Here is a 17,086-nt window from a genome sequence, read left to right on the forward strand (position 1 = left end):
CGCATTGTCTTCCTCCGGTGCCCCGCAGAATTGCGCTTGGAAGGCAACGGCAGCATGTCGCTGAACGCATCGCTTCGCTCGGGCGATGTTACAAATGCCCGGGCTTGGCGGTGTCGAATCAGCTCTCGGCGGGAACCACCTTCGGCTTGCCCTCGCCGTCGAGCGCCACCATGACGAAATCGGCGTGCGTCACCTTTTCCATCAGGTCGGAAAGGTAGCGCTGCGCCCAGGCCTCGACCTTGAGCGTCATCGAGGTGCGGCCGACGCGTTCGACATGGGTGTAGATGCACAGCGTGTCGCCGATCTTCATCGGCTTGGCGAAGGACATCTCCTTGACCGCCGCCGTCACCACGCGGCCCCTGGCGCGCTCGGCGGCGCGGATGCCGCAGGCAAGATCCATCTGCGCCATCACCCAGCCACCGAAAATGTCGCCGGCGGCATTGGCGTCCGAAGGCATGGCCAGGGTGCGCAGCGTCAGGTCTCCGATCGGCCGTCCGTCCGCGTACTGCACCATGGGCAGAATCCTCAAGCAGTGATGGTCATCGATCCCGTATCGCCGCTACGGGAATAGGTCAACGCGCGGCGGCTGCTGTTTCCTCGCCCCAAGGCCATAGGCTAGCCTGGCATTCGCCCGGTTGTGCCTGATTTTCAGCGGCTTCGGGTGTCAGGGAGGGTTTCCTCCAATCGCCGAGGAACGCGGTTCCTGGAGATCGCACCTCTCAGAAATAACGTGCAAGGTTAGCGCGGATGCGGTCGAGAACCGTATCCCCGGAAATGTCGGGAACGAATGCCTTGCCGGTGATCGCCTCGTAAGCCTGGGCATACACCCCAGAGGCCTGTTCGACGATCTCGTCCGGAATCCTCGGGATCGGGTCCTTGTAGGGATCGCAGCGCGCGGTCACCCATGAGCGGATGAAATCCTTGTCGAAGCTCTCCGGCCGCGTGCCATCAGCCAGCGCCTGTTGGTAGCTCGCCGCGATCCAGTACCGGCTGCTGTCGGGCGTGTGGATTTCGTCGGCGAGAATGACCGCCCCGTCCTTGTCTGTCCCGAATTCGTATTTCGTGTCGGCCAGGATCAGGCCGCGTTCGGCTGCGCGCGCCTGGCCGCGGGCGAACAGCTTCAAGGCATAATCCGAAACCGTGTCCCACTGCTCCTGCGTGAGCAGGCCCTGCTCCAGGATCTCGGCCCTGGACAGCGGCTCGTCATGGCCGCCGTCGGCCGCCTTGCTGGTCGGCGTGATGACCGGCTCGGCCAGCCTCTCATTGTCGCGCAGGCCGTCTGGCAGGCGCATTCCATACATGTCCCGTTCGCCGCGTCGGTAGCGGGTCAGGATCGAGGTGCTGGTGGTCCCCGCCAGATAGCCGCGCACGACGATCTCGACCGGCAGTATGTCGAGCCTTGTGCCGACGACGACGTTGGGGTCGGGATATTCCAGCACATGGTTCGGGCAGATGTCGGCGGTTTCCTCGAACCAGTACCGCGCCGTCCGGGTGAGGATCTCTCCCTTGAACGGGATCGAGGTCAGGATGATGTCGAAGGCGCTGAGACGGTCGGTGGCGATGATGATACGCCTGCCGTCGGCCAGGTCGTAATTCTCCCGGACCTTGCCTTTGTAATAGCCCGGCAGTTCGGGAATGAAAGCATCCGACAGGACACGCATGGGTTCTCCTGCCTTTGCGCGGAGTGGCCAGGGGCATGATTCCGAAAAGTTTCGGAAAAAATCATGCCGAAATGATGCTATCCGCATAGTCCGTCGACCCCATGCATATCAAGCGCGATTGTCGGCATTCCCCGAAAGCCGGCCGGTATACCAGTCGCTTTTTTCACAACCGATGCCGGAAGGCGCGGCGACGCGGCGAACCCATGGCGTCTAGGCTGCGCCAGATTTACGGAGCCGCCATTTTCATCATGCAGACCTATGACTTCATCATCGTCGGCTCCGGCTCGGCCGGCTCGGTTCTGGCCGACAAACTATCCGCTTCGGGCCGCTTCTCGGTGCTGGTGCTGGAAGCCGGCGGCAGCGACCGGCGCTTCTACGTGCAGATGCCGCTCGGCTACGGCAAGACCTTCTTCGATCCCACGGTGAACTGGAACTACAAGACCGAGCCGGATCCCGGCCTCGGCGGCAATGTCGACCACTGGCCGCGCGGCAAGCTGCTTGGCGGGTCAAGCTCGATCAACGCCATGGTCTGGATCCGCGGCGCCCGCGAAGACTTCGATGACTGGCGCGCCGCCGGCAATCCCGGCTGGGGCTATGACGATCTGTTGCCGGCCTTCAAGGCGCTCGAGGACAATGAAGCCGGCGCCGACGCATGGCGCGGCAGCGGCGGTCCCCTGCACATCAGCGACACCACCGATGCCGTCCACCCGCTGACGAAGCGCTATCTCACCGCAGGCCAGCAGGCCGGCCTGCCGCTCAACCCCGATTTCAATGGTGCTGCCCAGGAAGGCGTCGGCATCTACCAGATCTCGACCAAGAACGGCCGCCGCATGTCGGCCGCCCGTGCCTTCCTGCGCCCGGCGATGAAGCGCGCCAATGTGCGCGTGGAGACCAAGGCGCTGGCAAGCCGCGTCCTGTTCGAAGGCAAGCGCGCCGTCGGCGTCGAGTATCGGCAGAACGGTCAGACCAAGACGGCCCGCGCCGGCCGCGAAATCATCCTGTCCGCGGGTTCGATCAACTCGCCGCAGCTCATGCAGCTCTCCGGGGTCGGCCCGGCGGCGCTGCTTGAAGGCTTGGGCATCCCGGTCGTGCATGCCAACGAGAATGTCGGCGCCAATCTGCAGGACCATGTCGGCATCAACTACACCTTCAAGGGCAAGCTGCCGACGCTCAACCAGATCCTGCGTCCCTGGTGGGGCAAGCTTTTGGTCGGCATGCAGTACATCCTGACCCGCTCCGGGCCGCTGTCGCTGTCGATGAACCATGGCGGCGGCTTCTTCCGCACCGATCCGGCCTTCTCCCGCCCCAACATGCAGCTCTATTTCCAGGCCTTCTCGACCCTCATCCCGAAGAACGGCGAGCGTCCGATCCTGACGCCGGATCCGTGGCCGGGCTTCTCCATCGGGCTGTCCAACTGCCGGCCATCGAGCCGGGGCGAGATCATGATCCGCTCCAGCAATCCGCTCGACTATCCCAAGATCGTCGCCAATGCCTATTCGACCAATGCGGACGTCACCGAGATGCTCGACGCGGTGAAATTCGTGCGCAAGATCGCCTCGATGCCCGCCATGGCCGAGATCATCGCCGAAGAGGTGCTGCCCGGTCCGTCGATCCGGTCCGACGCCGACCTGATCACCGATTTCAGGAAACGCTCCGGAACCGTCTATCACCCGGTCTCGACCTGCCGCATGGGACCCGATCCCTCCCGCTCCGTCGTCGATCCGCGCCTCAAGGTGCACGGGCTCGAAGGCTTGCGCATCATCGACGCCTCGATCTTTCCCGACAACATCACCGGCAACACCAACGCCGCCTCTGTCATGACCGGGTGGAAGGGCGCCGAACTGGTTCTGGAGGACCACACATGAAGATCACCGACGTCAAGACCTGGGTTGTCGGCAACCCGCCACCCGGCATCGGCGGCAAGTATTTCATCTTCGTCAAGCTCACCACCGATGGCGGCGTGGTCGGCTATGGCGAGGCCTACAACGCCACCTTCTCCGCCCATGTCACGGCCAAGCTCGTCGAGGACATGGCCGAGCGCTATCTGATCGGCCACGATCCGCACGACATCGAGAACTTCTTCCGCCGCGCCTATTCCTCCGGCTTCACCCAGCGCCCCGACGTGACCGGCATGGGCTGTTTTTCCGCACTCGAAATGGCTTGTTGGGACATCGTCGGCAAGGAAGCCAACAAGCCGGTCTACAAGCTCCTTGGCGGCCAAGTTCACGAGACGCTGCGCTCCTACACCTATCTCTATCCGCACACCGGCAGCGTCCATTCCGAGGACGCGCCGGATGGCAGGAATGTCTACAACGACCCGGAGATGGCGGCGGCTTGCGCGCTCGAATATGTCGAGCAGGGGTTCAATGCCGTCAAGCTCGACCCGGCCGGCCCCTACACCGCCTTCGACGGCCATCAGCCGCGCCTCGTCGACATCGATGTCTCGACCCGCATGATCAAGGCGATCCGCGAGGCGGTCGGCACCCGCGCCGATATCCTGTTCGGCACGCACGGCCAATTCACGGCATCGGGCGCGCTGCGCATGGCGCGCGCCATCGAGCCTTATGATCCGCTGTGGTTCGAGGAGCCGGTGCCGCCCGACATGCCCGAAGTGATGGCACAGGTCGCCCGCGCGACTTCGATCCCGATCGCCACCGGCGAGCGGCTGACGACCAAATCCGAATTCGCCCGTGTCATCGAGAACCGTGCCGCCACCATCCTGCAGCCGGACCTCGGCCGCTCCGGCGGCATTCTGGAAACCAAGAAGATCGCGGCCATGGCCGAGGCCTATCACATCCAGGTCGCGCCGCACTGCTATTGCGGGCCGATCGTCGGTGCCGCCAACATCCAGCTCGCGGTGACGCTGCCCAACTTCCTGATCCTGGAATCGCTGAAGCAGTGGGACGGTTTCCACGCCACGCTGTTGAAGAAGAAGATCGAATGGCAGGACGGCAATGTCATCCCGTCGAAGGAGCCGGGCCTCGGCGTCGAGCTCAACGAGGCGGTCTGCGACGCCCATCCCTACACCGGCAAGGACCTGCATCTGCAGATGATGCAGACGCCGCTGATGCCGTGAGCCAAAGCTACGCATTCATCGGTCTTGGCCATCTCGGCGGCAACCTTGCCGCCAGCCTGATCCGCAACGGCTTTGCCGTCACCGTCGTTGACCGCGACCCCGCCGCCGTCGAGCGCCTTGTCGCGCTCGGCGCGACGGCCGCCAATAGTCCGGCCGAAGCCGCGGCGCGGGCCGGCAATGCCATCACCTGCCTGCCTTCGCCAAAAGTCAGCGAGGCGGTGCTGGCCGGCCCGGGCGGATTGCTGGAAGGTCTGCCCAGGGGCGGCACCTGGATCGAGATGTCGACCAACGGCCGCGACGAGATTTTGCGGCTGGCCGCCCTCGCCTCGGCCAAGGGGATCGAGACGCTGGAATGCCCGGTCACCGGCGGTGTGCATCTGGCGGCGGCCGGCAAGATCACCGCGCTGGTCGGCGGCGACGCCCCCCTCTACGAGCGTCACCGCCCGGCCATCGAAGCGATGTGCGCCAAGTCGTTCCTGATGGGCCCGATCGGCTCGGCGGCGGTGATCAAGGTTATCACCAACATGCTGGCCTTCATCCATCTGGTCGCCGCCGGCGAGGCGCTGATGCTGGCCAAGCAAGGCGGGCTCGACCTCGCGCAATCCTACCACGCCATCGTCGCGTCTTCAGGCAACAGCTTCGTCCACGAGACCGAAAGCCAGTTGGTGCTGAACGGCTCCTACGATATCGGCTTCACCATGGACCTTGCGCTGAAGGACCTTGGCTTTGCGCTGACCATGGCCGAACAATCCGGCGTGCCGCTCGATCTGGCGTCGCGCGTCAACGCGATCTTCGAGCAAGGCAAGGCGGCTTATGGCGGCGATGCCTGGTCGACCCAGATCGTCAAATTGCTTGAAGATACCGTCGGCACCGACCTGCGCGCGCCGGGCTTTCCGGCCAAGCTGGAAATATGAACTAGCGAATAAAATCAAGATGTTGGGCGAGCATCTAGAATCATAGCGGCAACAATTTGAATCAGAGCTGCAACATGTCGACCGGTTTCTCGGGCGAGAGTGTCGATCGGACTGCATGGCTCGGCGATTGGCGGGAGACACCCCTTCCTTTCGTCATCCTCGGGCTTGACCCGAGGATCCATCCCGTAACATCAAGGCGCTGCAACGGTGCTGATTTCGGCTCCGCCGCACTCTTCGGCCAATATCACGGCATGGATCCCAGTGTCTCCGCGACGGAGCTTCGCTCCTGCTTCGCCCTGGGATGACGACGTTGAGACGCTCCACCGCCGGGCTGTGCCTTGATTCAATATCTCACCAGCAACGCACCAGGCAGGATCTCGAAGGTGGCGGGTATGCGCCCCGGTGACTCGCCGTCTATGTCGACCAGCGCGCCATTCTTCTCGACGTCGCCGAGCGGTTCGACAACCACTTTCCTGCCGCGCAGGATGGTGATCGCTGGATGGTTGCGGTGCCGCCCACCATAGAGCAGGCGGATGTCCCAGATCAGCTTCAGCTTGCCCGCCGCGCGCAGGATGACGATGTCGAACTGTCCATCGGTCAGTTCCGCATCGGGCGCGATCATCATGCCGCCGCCGAAGAATTTGCCATTGGCCACCGCCACCAGCGCCATGCGCGCCTCGACCGCGTCGCCGTCATCGACGGTGATCCGCACGTCCTGGAAGCGGTAGCGGATGAACTCGACCACGGTGCGCCACAGGAACAGCGCCTTGGCCGACATCCTGCCCTTGCGCTTGTCGGCATTGACGGCGCGATCAGTGGCGCCCGACAGGCCAAGGCTGGCGATGTTGATGAAGTGGCGGCTGGCCAGCGCGCCATGGTCGTCGATATAGCAGATGCGGCCGGCATCGACCGCCCTGGCCTTCGCCCCGGCAATCCGTTCCAGCGTCGCGCCGATCTCCTTCGGCAGGCCGAGGCCACGCGCGAAATCGATGCCGGTGCCGCACGGCAGCAGGCCGAGCTCGGTCGTCCTGCCGCCCTCCTCGCGGACCTGCAGCAAGCCGTCGGCCACCTCGCTCGCCGTGCCGTCGCCGCCGGCCGCGATCACCAGGTCGAAGCCGTTTGCCGCGAGATCGAGCGCCAGCCGCTCGGCGTCGCCTTCGGCCTGCGTCTCGCGCAGTTCGAAATCGCCGAAGTGTTTTTTCAGCGCGGCGGCGACGTCAGGCCAATGCCGTTTCAGCCGGCCGCCGCCGGCAATCGGATTGAGCACCACCCCGACCTTCAAGTTTCGCCCTCCCCGGCGCCGGACCTGGATGCCCGATCCTTTGCCGGCATTCAAACTCGTACCGGCCGGCGGAGCAAGGGCGCGTTCGGCCATGGATGCCAAAAAGCGCGGGGCAGGCTGTCTAAGGCCTTCGCGCTTGAACTTCCCTGGCTTCTGGCATTGGTCCCCGATAATCCCGCTATCCACAGGGGCGCGGCCATTCCCCAAACCCCTTACCCGGCGTAAGTTGAACCCATCTCAGGCGGCTACCGATCATCAAGCCGAAAGGCGAAGTGAAAGGCGGATTTCCTGAGGCCCGTACGGCCCGGAACGAGAGCAGGCTTGCTTGTTCAAGGGACGGAAGCCGAGACCTACGGGGCCGCGGAAAGCGTGCCAACGCCGACGGCGGACCGATGCTGCCATGAAGGACGGCAAAGACCTTCGATGGCACGCAGGGCAAAGGCCCGCAAGGGCCAAGACCGGCGTGGTCTGGAACGGATGCTGCTCTCGGGTGGCTTCTGGCAGGACCGTCAAAATCAAGGCCGGCATGGCGCGACGACTTTACGGAAGTTGCTGCCGCGACCGTGTCCTGATCTGACAGGGAGGCGCTGGGAGAAATCCCGGCGCCGACTGTCTTTTGGCTCTCCCACGCAATTTTTACGGTGTTTCCGGTTGGGGCTGCAACCGGCGGCAAAATCAGCTAACGTTCGACGTCGTCAGAGCCCGTTTGAAAACGCGCTCTGCCGAGTCGGATGGCGTGGTTTTCGAGAACCGAAGCACAGCGGACCTTTGGGTCCGTGAGCACAGTTCTACTGCGGTGCAGTAGAACGCGGAAGCGCAGAAAACCGCGTCAGGCGGCTGGCAGAGTAGCGTTTACAAATGGGCTCGTAGAAGGGGGATACTTCATGACGCTGATCCAGAAGCTTGCAGTCGCCTACGCGTTCTTGTTCTTCGGCGTCGTGGCCATCGGCTACATTCCGGCCTTCAACGATGCAGACGGCAATCTGTTCGGCCTGTTCTCATTGCAATGGTACGACGACCTGCTGCACGCCTTCTCCGGCGTCTGGGCGTTGGCTGCCGCCTTCATCTCGCATCGCCAGGCGGTGTTCTATTTCAAGCTGTTCGGCTCGATCTATCTGTTCGACGGCGTGCTCGGGCTGATCACCGGCTCCGGCTGCCTCGATGCCGGTATCTTCATCAACGGCTTCCGCTCCCTCAACGACATCGAATTCCCTGCCCGCTTCTTCGCCAACCTGCCGCACATCGTCATTGGCGGCATCGCCGTCTATATCGGCTTCTGGCTGTCGAAGCGCATCTACGACCACTTCGCCACGGCCTGACGGCCAATGTTCCTGTTCCGGTTGATAAAGCGCATCGTCAAGGCGATCCTCTGGCTGATCGTCATCGTCATCTTGATCCCGATCGCCGGGCTCGCCTATGGCTTCCTGACGACGCCGGCGCTCGACAGGACGCCGCTGCCAGGCATTGCCGACGGCGCGCCGCCCAAGGCACCGGCCGACAAGGTCCGCGCCGAAATCCCCGGCTACCAGCGGCCGGAGGAGTCGACCTTCCTCACCTATCCGGAATGGGCGATCGTCTACGCCGCGCGCGAATATGCCGGTTTCGTCGCCAAGGACCAGCCGAGCGGCTTTCCCTATTGGTCCTACGTCGGCCGCTTCTGGCAAGACTATGCCACGGTGATCCGCGCCAGTTCTCCCTACAAGTTCAACTACGCCAACCACCAGATGCTGGTCATCATCGGCACCAGCCATTCGATCGAGCATATCCTGCAATGGGCCTATGAGAACACGGTCGGTCGCATCACCGAGGCGACGTCAGCCAAGCGCACGGCGGCCGACATCTACCAGGCCAAGGTGGCCGCGGAGTATGCCTCTTTCCTCGATCAGGTGCCGTGGTACCAGTTCCCTTATGCCGAGAAGCGCGCCGGGCTGTTCGCGGTGCAGCCGGCGCCTGGTGACAGTTCCATCCGCACCAGCGAACGCAAGCTTGCCTTCGGTCTCGCCGACACCATCAAGCAAGGCTATGCCAACCTGATCACCAAAGCGCTTGCCGCGACCTCCGACCCGGCCTTCCTCGATGTCCATGTCTGGGCCAGGGGGCCGGTCGGCGAAGCCACCCGCAACGAGCCCGACACCTTGCTGGAACGCGATTATGGCGCGGACGGTACCGTCTTCGTCACCAGGCGCTACCAGGTGTTCACCGACATGATCCCGCGGCTGATCGACAAGGGCGTCTCCTTTGTCGAGATCGGCGGCAATGACGAGATCATGGTCACGGTGCTGTCGACCGATTCGATCGCCATTCCCGAAGGCATGCGCATCCTTTTCAGCTATCCGCTGCCGGCGGAGCCCTCGACGCGCCGCACCGGCATGGTCGTGGCCGTGCGCAAGCTGCATCTGGTGCTGCCGTCGCTGATCAAGGCCGGCGCCAGGCTCGAACACGTCTACGATTACTGAGGTTTTTCAGCCACGCCTGGCCTGGATCGGCGAGCCGTCATGCTCATTCCACAATCGCGGCAAAATCCCGCCTTGTTCGCGCGCAATGGAAGATCGCATGTCGGCCTGAAGGCGCGACATGCCTGACTGGGCTGCCGGGGGGCATCTCGAAGGGACGAGACCGTGATCAAGACCGCCCTTGTCGCCATGACCATTGTCGGCTGCGACTGCGACGCCAAGCTGTGCGAATATATCGGCGAGACGCCGGCCAAGTGGTCGACCATCGCCGATTGCGAAGCGGCGATGAAGAGCCAGATCCTGCACGAGCGCAATTTCAATTATCCGCTGGTGTCCGGCATCTGCCGCGCGAAGGGCTCGGCGTCCTCCTCGCACCTGGCCGCGATCGCGTCGGGCCCGGAACTGAAGCCCGCCAGCCGGGCCGTCAGGACGGAAAGCCCGCTGCCGCCAGAGCTCAGCCATCGGCCGAGCGTCCCGGTCGGTTCGCCCACGACGGCCCTGGACGCGGCCGCTGCCCGACCCGTCGCCTATGAACAGGTGGTCGACGGCGGAACCGGCGTGCTCTATCGCACGAAGAACGGCTACGCCGTGGTCAAGACCGATCTCGGCCGCGCCGCCTCGGCAACCGCCGACGCGGCAAAGCGCTCCGTGAACTGGCTGGCGGGGCTGATGCCAACGGGCCTGTAGGCCGGCCCGCGTGCCGTCTACACCGTCCCGCTCAGCGCCTTGATGGCACGGTAGAAGGTTGAGGAAAACAATTCCGCCGGGTCATAGTGCCGCTTTGCCGTCAGGAAGGCCGGCAATTCGGGATAGGACGCCAGTAATTCCTTGGCCGTATAGTGCAGCTGGTAGGGCAGGAAGAAGCGCCCGCCATGCTTGATCGTCACGTCGATCAGCGCCCGCGTCAGCGCCCGCATCCTGGCATTGCCATCGGCATCGGCCGGCTGGTTGATATAGAGCACCAGCGAATAGGCCGGCTCCGGCGCGTAGGTCAGCGCGACGTCCTCCTTGTGGACGATGCGCACCGAGGCGTTGAGCACCGGCAGATCCTGGTTGCGCAGGATCTCGCGCGCTTCCGCGATGAATGGATTATAGCTCGCGCGAGGAATAAAATATTCATGCAGTATGTCGGTCTCGTTCATGAGGTCGTTGAACAGATACGGCACCGAATCGTGCATCGGGTTGTTGCGGGTGACGAGACAGGCCTCGCCCTGGGCAAGCGCCGAGCTACGCGGCACCGTGCAGCTTTCGAATTTCGGCTCCAGCGTCTTTTCAGTGAACCATTTCAGTTCCTGGAACGCGCTGCCCCATTTGGCCATGTTCATGATCACCCGCTTCAGGCCGACGCCATCGGGTTCGCCGAGCGCCGGCTGGTCGGCCGGCGGCTGCTCCGCCACTCTATCGTAGCGGTAGACGATCATGTCCTCTAGGAAATTGCCCGGCGCGGTCGACAGATGCCCGTAGAACAGGCCGATGTCCTTGTTCGGCTCCAGCACCTCGGCGAAGAATTTCGGGAAATCGTCGGATCTGATAATCTCGCGCGAGGTGCGGTAGACGGCATTGTCGACGATATCGAGCGTCGCCTCCAGCACCACGCCGAACAGACCGTAGCCGCCGACGACATGTCGGAACAGCTCGATGTTTTCGGTTGGCGAGCAGATGGTCACCGACCCGTCCGCCAGCATCACCCGCATCGAGCGGATGGAGCCGGCTACCGAGCCCGCCTGATGGTCCATGCCATGCGCGTTCACCGACAGCGAGCCGCCGACTGAAAAGATATCGGTCGACTGCATCGCCTTCACCGCGAAGCGCGGATGCAGCATGGCCTGGATGTCGTGCCAGCACGCGCCCGGCTGCAAGGTCATGGTCTTGGCCGCGGCGTCCACCGTAACCTTGTTGAACTTTCTCATATCCAGGACCAGCGCATTGTCGTCGAAAGCATGCCCGCCCATCGAATGGCGGATGGCCGCCAGCGACACTTTCAGCCCGTTGGCGCGCGCGAAGGCGAGCGCCTTGGCGATATGCTCTTCCTCGCTGACCTCGACGACGCCATAGATCGGGGTCCTCGACAGACCGCTGGCATCGTTGATGTCGCCGCCCTTGGCCAGCCAGGGCAGCGACGGATCGAAGGCGGGCGGGCTCGCGATCGGCTTCAGCGGCAGCGCGATACCGTCTACATCGGCGATGCGTCCGGTGTTCTTCGGCCCTGACGGGCCTCGCGCCAGCCGCGCCACTGTGGTGCCGCCCCACAGCACGGCGCCGCCAAAAACAGCCGCCCCCAGCAGCAACCGCCGCGACAGGCGAAATCCCTTTTGTTCCTCGGCCATGCGGATCCCCCCGGCAAGGAATAGCGCGGCCTTTTGGCAAAAACCATAGCGTCGCTGCCGCAACGGTGCTCCGCCAGGTCGTCGCCTGGCGGTGAGTGTCCAAGCTAATGAAAATGGCCGGTTCCCCAAGGAACCGGCCAGATTGGAGCAGGGTCTCAAAGTCCGGTCGGCAGTCTCTATGAGGCCTTCTTGATCGACGTCACCATGCCGGTCTTGTCGTCGACGGTCACCGCCACCTTGGCGCCGACCTTCAGTTTCCCGACCGACGCATCGGGCGCCAGCTGGTAGATCTTGCCGTCGTCGAGGGTGACCGACTTGGTTGTCGGATCGACGGCCTGGATGGTGCCCTGAACGGTCGCGGCATAGGCCGTGCCGAGGAAGGCGAGCAGAGCGGCGGTGGTTGCGAGGGTCTTCTTCATGGATAGCACTCCGTGCTGTTTCGGTTTTCCGGTACCGCTTGGGAGAGGGCAGCACCGAACGGCCCGAGACTGGAACGAAACAGCTATCATCGGCAAATCACGTTGGGTGAATTTTCGCAAAGGATATCATAAGCTTAATTCCGACATATTGTCTGCGGCCGACATCATTTCAGGCCGCTTCAGTTCCCCCGGCAAGCGCATTTCCGTTCGCGAAAAGAGTCGTTTAGAGGGATTGTGGCGAGCGGTTGCGATCACGGCGAGGCCGCCGCAATCCGTCTCGAGCAGCATCACGAAACAGACCGCCGAGCGGTTGTCGATACACATTTTGTGTCATGGATCAGTTCAGATCGCCAATTGAAATGGAGAAAACTCGCGCTCCGGTTGCAAATCTGGAACGGATGCCGGATGGTGCGCCGTTACCATGAGGGGGCCTTTCCATGAAGCTTGCAGTCCGGTCCATGATGTCCTTGATGATATTGGCGTGTGCTCCGGGGTCGGCCGGCGCGCAAGCCGCGAATCCTAACGATGACAAAGCGCTTATGTTTGCTACGGACGACCCCGAGATGGCGACGGCGACTGCAAAGGCTCTTGCCAGCCTGGATGAGTTCCTGGCCCTGGCTGGAACGCCGCCCTCGGGGACCGACAGGTTCAAATTGAAGGTCGAGGTGCGCGATGGGGATATCAGCGAGCACTTCTGGGTCATCCCGTTCCAGCGCACCGAAACGGGGTTCGTAGGCATATTGGCAAACGAACCGGTAGCTGTGCGCAATGTCGTCCTCGGCCAGGACATAGAATTCACCAGGGACGATATTTCGGACTGGGGATACAGACGCGACGGGCGGCAAGTAGGCAGCTTCACCATGTGTGTGATGTTCAAGAGGATGTCGAAGGAAGAAGCGGACTACCTGCGCGACAAATCCGGTTACGATTGTTGATCGTTTGCCCAACCGGACTAGCTTGCGCCGATCTTGCGCACCAGTGCCGCGGTCGCCAGCATGGCACCCAGGTCCGAAATCATCGGTGCGACATGGCTGGCGTAGTCGAGCGGCACCGAAATATCAGGTAGCTCGAAAAAATTCTTCGGCTGCGGCAGGAGCAGAAAACCGTCGCTGCCGTTGAGCGCGACACGCGCGGGCTCGTCCGGCCAGGTTTCGCCGAGCCATTTCAGCGCTTGCGCCAGCCGGCCGGTCACCAGCGGCCGCGCCGCCTCGACATTGTTGGTGCGGAACTCGTAGGCGGCGTCGAGCTCCGGCACGCCGGACGGCAGTTCCTGCATCCTGGGCGCGAACATGCCGCGGAAAAAGCCGATCACGCCACTGGCACGTCGCGCCGCGACCAGTATTCCTGGAAACGGCTCGATGGTTTCGAAGGCGACGACGACGCCCTTGAATGTGGTGGCCTTGTTCTTGGTGGCGCCCCCGTCCCATAGGTCGGCTTCATACAGTTCGAACGCAAATCTGTCATATCGTCCGGAGATGATATCGTCGAAGCGGCTCATGGTGAAACCGCCGACGGTCTCGCGCGGCAATCGGTCAAAAGAATGCGGCGTCACGTCATGCTGGTAGCGCATATCCCCAATGAAGCCGAAGATGATCGGCATCAGCGTCTGGCGAAACGATTGCTGCAGCCTCGCCGCCGGCCTGATCGCCCGGAAATAAAGCACGACCGCCACCACGAAGCCGACCACGTACAGAAATACGTGCGGCGTTGAGAACCATTGCTCGTTGGGATCGGCGACCGTGTTGAACAGCCACGCAATGAGCGCCACGAAGACGACCACCAGGCCAACGGACAACGGTGCGCGCCACTTGGCCGCGCGTGCCACCGAGGCCCTTTTCGCTTCGTAGATCTCGATGTCTTTCTTGATGGCTGCGATAGCAGCCGCGCCCGGCATGAAATCCGCCGTCTCCATCGCCAATCCCCGCCGCCAGTGTTGCCGCATGATAGCCATTTTCGCGGGAAAGTCGCCAGCGCTTCCCCCTGCCCTGTCGTGGACCTGTCACGCGGTCAGGGCGACGCGTCCACAAGGGAAGCAGGAAAGATCGCGTCCAGCCGGCCCTCGATTTTTTGCCGCATGGGCTCGCCCAATGCCTCGACCGGCAGCAGCTCTTCGTGGTCTCCCGCACGCAAGCGCACAAAGGGATGAAACCAGTAGGACGCGACAGTCCCGCGCTTCTCCGCATCGGCGCTGACGTCCACGATGAGAATCCCGCCAATCCGCCCCGGCCATGGCTGCCGGGCAAAAGCCGTGCCGAGGAAATCGCCGAGCCCATAGGCAATCACCGTCCCGCCGATCCGCTCCACCGGCTGCACGACATGGGCGTGATGGCCGGCGATCAGACCGACGCCCTGCCCGGCCAGCCGCCGCGCCAGTGCCCGTGTTGCGGCGCGCGGAAAATGCCGGAATTCCCAATCCCAGTGCGGCACGGCACAGAGGAGATCGACCCCAGCACTCGCCTCGCGCGGCCAGCGCGCCGGATCGCCTTCCATCGAGACGCGGTCGGCAAACAGTCTCTCATCGGCGTTGCGCCAGAGCGTGAAAGCGGCGAAGCCGAGAGCGAGCGGCCCGGCAGCGAAGCGTTCGACCGGACCCTTGGCGGCGAGGCCGATGATGCCGACACCGAGCCGCTTCAACGCCGCGACCGTCGCGTCGAAACCGGCGACGCCCTGGTCGAACACATGATTGTTGGCCAGCGACAGGACCAGTTTTTCGCGCCTGATGCCAACCGCCGCGAGTGCCTCGGCCAGAAAGCGTTCGCTCATCGCATGATGCGTACCGAGCTTTGTCCCCAGCACGGCGCTCGGCCTGTCGACGACAGGGCTTTCGCAATTGCCGATCACCAGGTCGGCCGTGCCCAGCAGCGCCTTGATCGCCGGATCGCAGTCCGGCGCGCTCCGGTTGGCTACCGCCGAGATGTCGCCGATGAAGGCCAGCCGCACCGTCTGTCTCGGTAGCGGGTCCATCAGCGTCCCGGCCGCCGGCGCAAATCCGGTGGCGTCACCGCCGAGCGACGGTTTCAGGAAACGCGGCAGCCAGGACAGTTTGTAGGAGAGCGGATAGTTCGACACGGCACGCCTCATCGTTGGCCTTCTGTAGACCGTCCGCCGGACCGGTTGAAGCGTGCCCGGCGACATTCATGCAACGATGTGGACAGCGTGCCGGCATCGACAGGCGCGGCGGCGCAAATCCGTGTATGGTCGCCGCGGCAAATGGGAGGAAAAAGATGACACGAATAGCAAGCCTGCTGGCATCGGCTTTCATTGTGCTCGTGCCGCTGTCGTCCGCATCGGCGGCCATGTCCGAAGCGGCAACCGCTTTGTTCGAGGCAAGGACCGTGGCCGCGCGCGACGGCGCGCTGTCGACCCTGGAAGCGGCCGCGCCGAAAGATCCAGCGTCAGCCTATGCCGCCGGCGCCGGCGAGTTCTTCACCGCGCTGGAACTGCTGGCCAGCGGCCTGCATCGCCATGGGTTTGAGAGCCCGCAATCCTTCATGCTGCCGCTGATGCAGCTGCCGGTACCGGCGAACCCCAATCCCGAGCCGCTGACCTACGAAGAGTTCCGCGCCATACTGGTGGCCTTCCGTGACCGGCTGGCAAAGTCCGCCACCACGCTTGGTTCGGTGCCGGCCGATGCCGATATCGGCATGGTCATCGACCTCACCCATGTCGGCATCGACCTCAACGAGGACGGCACCATCGCACCGGATGAAAGCATGGCGGCGATCATGGCGGCGCTGTCGCGCGGCGGCATCTCCCAGGGCGATACAGCCCCCGCGCTCACCTTCCGCTTCGACCGCGCCGACGGCTATTGGCTGCAAGGCTATGCCGAATTCCTGATGGCGCAGGCCGATTTCTGGCTGGCGCATGATTTCAAGGGCACGTTCGACGGCTCGTTCCACATGCTGTTTCCGCGCGCCAAGCTGCCGTTGCAGGACATCCTCGTGCCGCCGCCAAGCGAGATGGGCTCGAGCATCTTCTCCTCGGAATGGCGCATCGCCGACTTCATCTCGATGGTGCATCTCGTCAACTGGCCGGTTGTCGAACCGGAACGCCGCAAGGCGGCGCGCCAGGAGCTGCTCGAAATGATCCGGCTGTCGCGCGAGGACTGGAAGGCGATCCGCGCCGAGACCGACAATGACCGCGAATGGCTGCCCGGCCCGCAGCAAAAGGGCGAGAACCCGCTCACCGGCCTCGAAGTCGGCGAGGAGCAGGTGCAGGCCTGGCTCGCGACCCTGACGATGGCCGAGGACCTGCTCGAAGGCCGCGCGCTGCTGCCGCACTTCCGCATCACCGGCAAAGGCATCAACATGAAGCGCTTCTTCGACGAGCCTAAACCCTTCGACCTCGTACTCTCGATCACCGGTCCCGGCATCGCGCCTTATCTGGAGAGCGGCAAGATCCTGACCAGCGAGGATTTCGACCAGATCCAGCGCGAGTTTGGAGGTGTCGGGTTCTTGACGTTCGCGCTGTGGTTCAACTGAGCGGCGCGGACAGCCGAACTTCGACTGATCCAAAGTAGAGAATCACGGACAGCGCCTAGAAATAGCTCCCTGGCGACGGTGCTCATGGCGGCCGCCTGCCGACATCAATGGTGCCCTGCCGCCATGAAGCCGTCGACAATAAGAACCGGCGTTGGGGCGGCTCGGCCGACAGGCATTTGGCGTGCTTCACTGTCCCGGAAGCGCCGAATCGCCTTTTGCGAGGATTAGCGAAGGCTGTTTCGCTTGACTCGCCCGGCAAAAACAGGCAGCAAAAAAGCCTTGGAAGGGCTGCAATACCGCGTGCATGGTCGTGGACGAGCCTTTTTCGGCACAAAGTCCACGTCTCTCGATTGGTTTTGAGAGGGATTGGTTAACCAACTTTGTCCATATTTTGAAGCAATCGGCAACTAACGACAGGCGCGGCAAACGCGTCGGGGACCACCTGGGATCACTCACAGAATGGTCGTCGCGGC

The 17,086-nt window shown here is 63.4% G+C and carries 16 protein-coding genes; 8 read left to right on the forward strand and 8 right to left on the reverse strand.

Annotation, left to right across the window (positions count from 1 at the left end; all coding sequences use genetic code 11):
- Window positions 1-118: 118 nt before the first annotated feature.
- Together LB516_RS26610 and LB516_RS26615 are read right to left on the reverse strand one after the other, a co-directional pair.
- The gene (locus LB516_RS26610) at window positions 119-514 is read right to left on the reverse strand and encodes an acyl-CoA thioesterase (protein ID WP_140664901.1); all 396 of its coding nucleotides are present in this window, start codon (window positions 512-514) and stop codon (window positions 119-121) included.
- Window positions 515-719: 205 nt separating this feature from the next.
- Complete coding sequence (locus LB516_RS26615; RefSeq protein ID WP_140713676.1) at window positions 720-1,661, reverse strand: phosphoribosylaminoimidazolesuccinocarboxamide synthase; 942 nt, start codon at window positions 1,659-1,661, stop codon at window positions 720-722.
- Window positions 1,662-1,909: 248 nt separating this feature from the next.
- On the opposite strand from LB516_RS26615, the gene LB516_RS26620 reads away from it, so the two are divergent.
- Genes LB516_RS26620 through LB516_RS26630 form a run of 3 tightly spaced genes read left to right on the forward strand, consistent with a single transcriptional unit; the run spans window position 1,910 to window position 5,651 of the window.
- A complete protein-coding gene (locus LB516_RS26620; RefSeq protein ID WP_224720692.1) occupies window positions 1,910-3,526 on the forward strand; it encodes a GMC family oxidoreductase in 1,617 nt (538 codons plus the stop codon).
- Window positions 3,523-4,737, forward strand: coding sequence for a mandelate racemase/muconate lactonizing enzyme family protein (locus LB516_RS26625; protein WP_015316135.1), 1,215 nt, complete (start codon window positions 3,523-3,525; stop codon window positions 4,735-4,737). The genes LB516_RS26620 and LB516_RS26625 overlap by 4 nt, the downstream gene beginning before the upstream one ends.
- Window positions 4,734-5,651, forward strand: a complete 918-nt coding sequence (locus tag LB516_RS26630) for an NAD(P)-dependent oxidoreductase (RefSeq protein ID WP_224720661.1) — start codon at window positions 4,734-4,736, stop codon at window positions 5,649-5,651. The genes LB516_RS26625 and LB516_RS26630 overlap by 4 nt, the downstream gene beginning before the upstream one ends.
- A gap of 343 nt (window positions 5,652-5,994) precedes the next feature.
- Here LB516_RS26630 and LB516_RS26635 read toward each other — a convergent pair whose 3' ends face one another.
- Window positions 5,995-6,933, reverse strand: a complete 939-nt coding sequence (locus LB516_RS26635) for a diacylglycerol/lipid kinase family protein (protein WP_140823233.1) — start codon at window positions 6,931-6,933, stop codon at window positions 5,995-5,997.
- An 884-nt stretch (window positions 6,934-7,817) separates the two neighbouring features.
- Here LB516_RS26635 and LB516_RS26640 point away from each other — a divergent pair.
- The 3 genes from LB516_RS26640 (at window position 7,818) to LB516_RS26650 (ending at window position 10,073) form a co-directional block, all read left to right on the forward strand.
- Entirely contained in the window at window positions 7,818-8,252 is a 435-nt protein-coding gene (locus LB516_RS26640; protein ID WP_224585785.1) for a hypothetical protein, read from the forward strand.
- A 6-nt stretch (window positions 8,253-8,258) separates the two neighbouring features.
- Window positions 8,259-9,389: a hypothetical protein gene (locus LB516_RS26645; RefSeq protein WP_224720662.1), complete on the forward strand. Its 1,131-nt coding sequence runs from the start codon at window positions 8,259-8,261 to the stop codon at window positions 9,387-9,389.
- 162 nt (window positions 9,390-9,551) lie between these two features.
- Complete coding sequence (locus tag LB516_RS26650; RefSeq protein WP_140664885.1) at window positions 9,552-10,073, forward strand: hypothetical protein; 522 nt, start codon at window positions 9,552-9,554, stop codon at window positions 10,071-10,073.
- Between the two features lie 17 nt (window positions 10,074-10,090).
- On the opposite strand, the gene LB516_RS26655 is transcribed toward LB516_RS26650, so the two are convergent.
- From LB516_RS26655 to LB516_RS26665, 3 genes are all read right to left on the reverse strand, one after another.
- Entirely contained in the window at window positions 10,091-11,713 is a 1,623-nt protein-coding gene (locus LB516_RS26655) for an FAD-binding oxidoreductase (protein WP_224720663.1), read from the reverse strand.
- A gap of 176 nt (window positions 11,714-11,889) precedes the next feature.
- On the reverse strand, window positions 11,890-12,132 hold the full coding sequence (locus LB516_RS26660; protein ID WP_135915207.1) for a DUF1344 domain-containing protein: 243 nt from the start codon (window positions 12,130-12,132) through the stop codon (window positions 11,890-11,892).
- Between the two features lie 126 nt (window positions 12,133-12,258).
- Complete coding sequence (locus LB516_RS26665; RefSeq protein ID WP_224720664.1) at window positions 12,259-12,456, reverse strand: hypothetical protein; 198 nt, start codon at window positions 12,454-12,456, stop codon at window positions 12,259-12,261.
- A 113-nt stretch (window positions 12,457-12,569) separates the two neighbouring features.
- Between LB516_RS26665 and LB516_RS26670 the strand changes: the two genes are divergently transcribed.
- Window positions 12,570-13,067, forward strand: a complete 498-nt coding sequence (locus LB516_RS26670) for a YegJ family protein (RefSeq protein ID WP_224720665.1) — start codon at window positions 12,570-12,572, stop codon at window positions 13,065-13,067.
- A 17-nt stretch (window positions 13,068-13,084) separates the two neighbouring features.
- Here the strand turns inward: LB516_RS26670 and LB516_RS26675 are convergent, their stop codons facing one another.
- Window positions 13,085-14,044, reverse strand: a complete 960-nt coding sequence (locus LB516_RS26675; protein WP_224720693.1) for a hypothetical protein — start codon at window positions 14,042-14,044, stop codon at window positions 13,085-13,087.
- A 95-nt stretch (window positions 14,045-14,139) separates the two neighbouring features.
- Entirely contained in the window at window positions 14,140-15,213 is a 1,074-nt protein-coding gene (locus tag LB516_RS26680; protein ID WP_224720666.1) for a CapA family protein, read from the reverse strand.
- Between the two features lie 143 nt (window positions 15,214-15,356).
- Between LB516_RS26680 and LB516_RS26685 the strand changes: the two genes are divergently transcribed.
- Entirely contained in the window at window positions 15,357-16,613 is a 1,257-nt protein-coding gene (locus LB516_RS26685; RefSeq protein ID WP_224720667.1) for a hypothetical protein, read from the forward strand.
- Window positions 16,614-17,086 lie beyond the last annotated feature (473 nt).

It is taken from the genome of Mesorhizobium sp. CO1-1-7, assembly GCF_020164885.1.
GTDB lineage: Bacteria > Pseudomonadota > Alphaproteobacteria > Rhizobiales > Rhizobiaceae > Mesorhizobium > Mesorhizobium australicum.

Coding starts and splice junctions, on each gene's coding strand:
- LB516_RS26620 (WP_224720692.1), top strand. CDS start 1,910: ATGCAGACCTATGACTTCATCATCGTCGGCTCCGGCTCGGCCGGCTCG.
- LB516_RS26670 (WP_224720665.1), top strand. CDS start 12,570: ATGAAGCTTGCAGTCCGGTCCATGATGTCCTTGATGATATTGGCGTGT.
- LB516_RS26615 (WP_140713676.1), bottom strand. CDS start 1,661: ATGCGTGTCCTGTCGGATGCTTTCATTCCCGAACTGCCGGGCTATTAC.
- LB516_RS26610 (WP_140664901.1), bottom strand. CDS start 514: ATGGTGCAGTACGCGGACGGACGGCCGATCGGAGACCTGACGCTGCGC.
- LB516_RS26645 (WP_224720662.1), top strand. CDS start 8,259: ATGTTCCTGTTCCGGTTGATAAAGCGCATCGTCAAGGCGATCCTCTGG.
- LB516_RS26665 (WP_224720664.1), bottom strand. CDS start 12,456: ATGTGTATCGACAACCGCTCGGCGGTCTGTTTCGTGATGCTGCTCGAG.
- LB516_RS26680 (WP_224720666.1), bottom strand. CDS start 15,213: ATGAGGCGTGCCGTGTCGAACTATCCGCTCTCCTACAAACTGTCCTGG.
- LB516_RS26675 (WP_224720693.1), bottom strand. CDS start 14,044: ATGGAGACGGCGGATTTCATGCCGGGCGCGGCTGCTATCGCAGCCATC.
- LB516_RS26640 (WP_224585785.1), top strand. CDS start 7,818: ATGACGCTGATCCAGAAGCTTGCAGTCGCCTACGCGTTCTTGTTCTTC.
- LB516_RS26655 (WP_224720663.1), bottom strand. CDS start 11,713: ATGGCCGAGGAACAAAAGGGATTTCGCCTGTCGCGGCGGTTGCTGCTG.
- LB516_RS26660 (WP_135915207.1), bottom strand. CDS start 12,132: ATGAAGAAGACCCTCGCAACCACCGCCGCTCTGCTCGCCTTCCTCGGC.
- LB516_RS26625 (WP_015316135.1), top strand. CDS start 3,523: ATGAAGATCACCGACGTCAAGACCTGGGTTGTCGGCAACCCGCCACCC.
- LB516_RS26685 (WP_224720667.1), top strand. CDS start 15,357: ATGACACGAATAGCAAGCCTGCTGGCATCGGCTTTCATTGTGCTCGTG.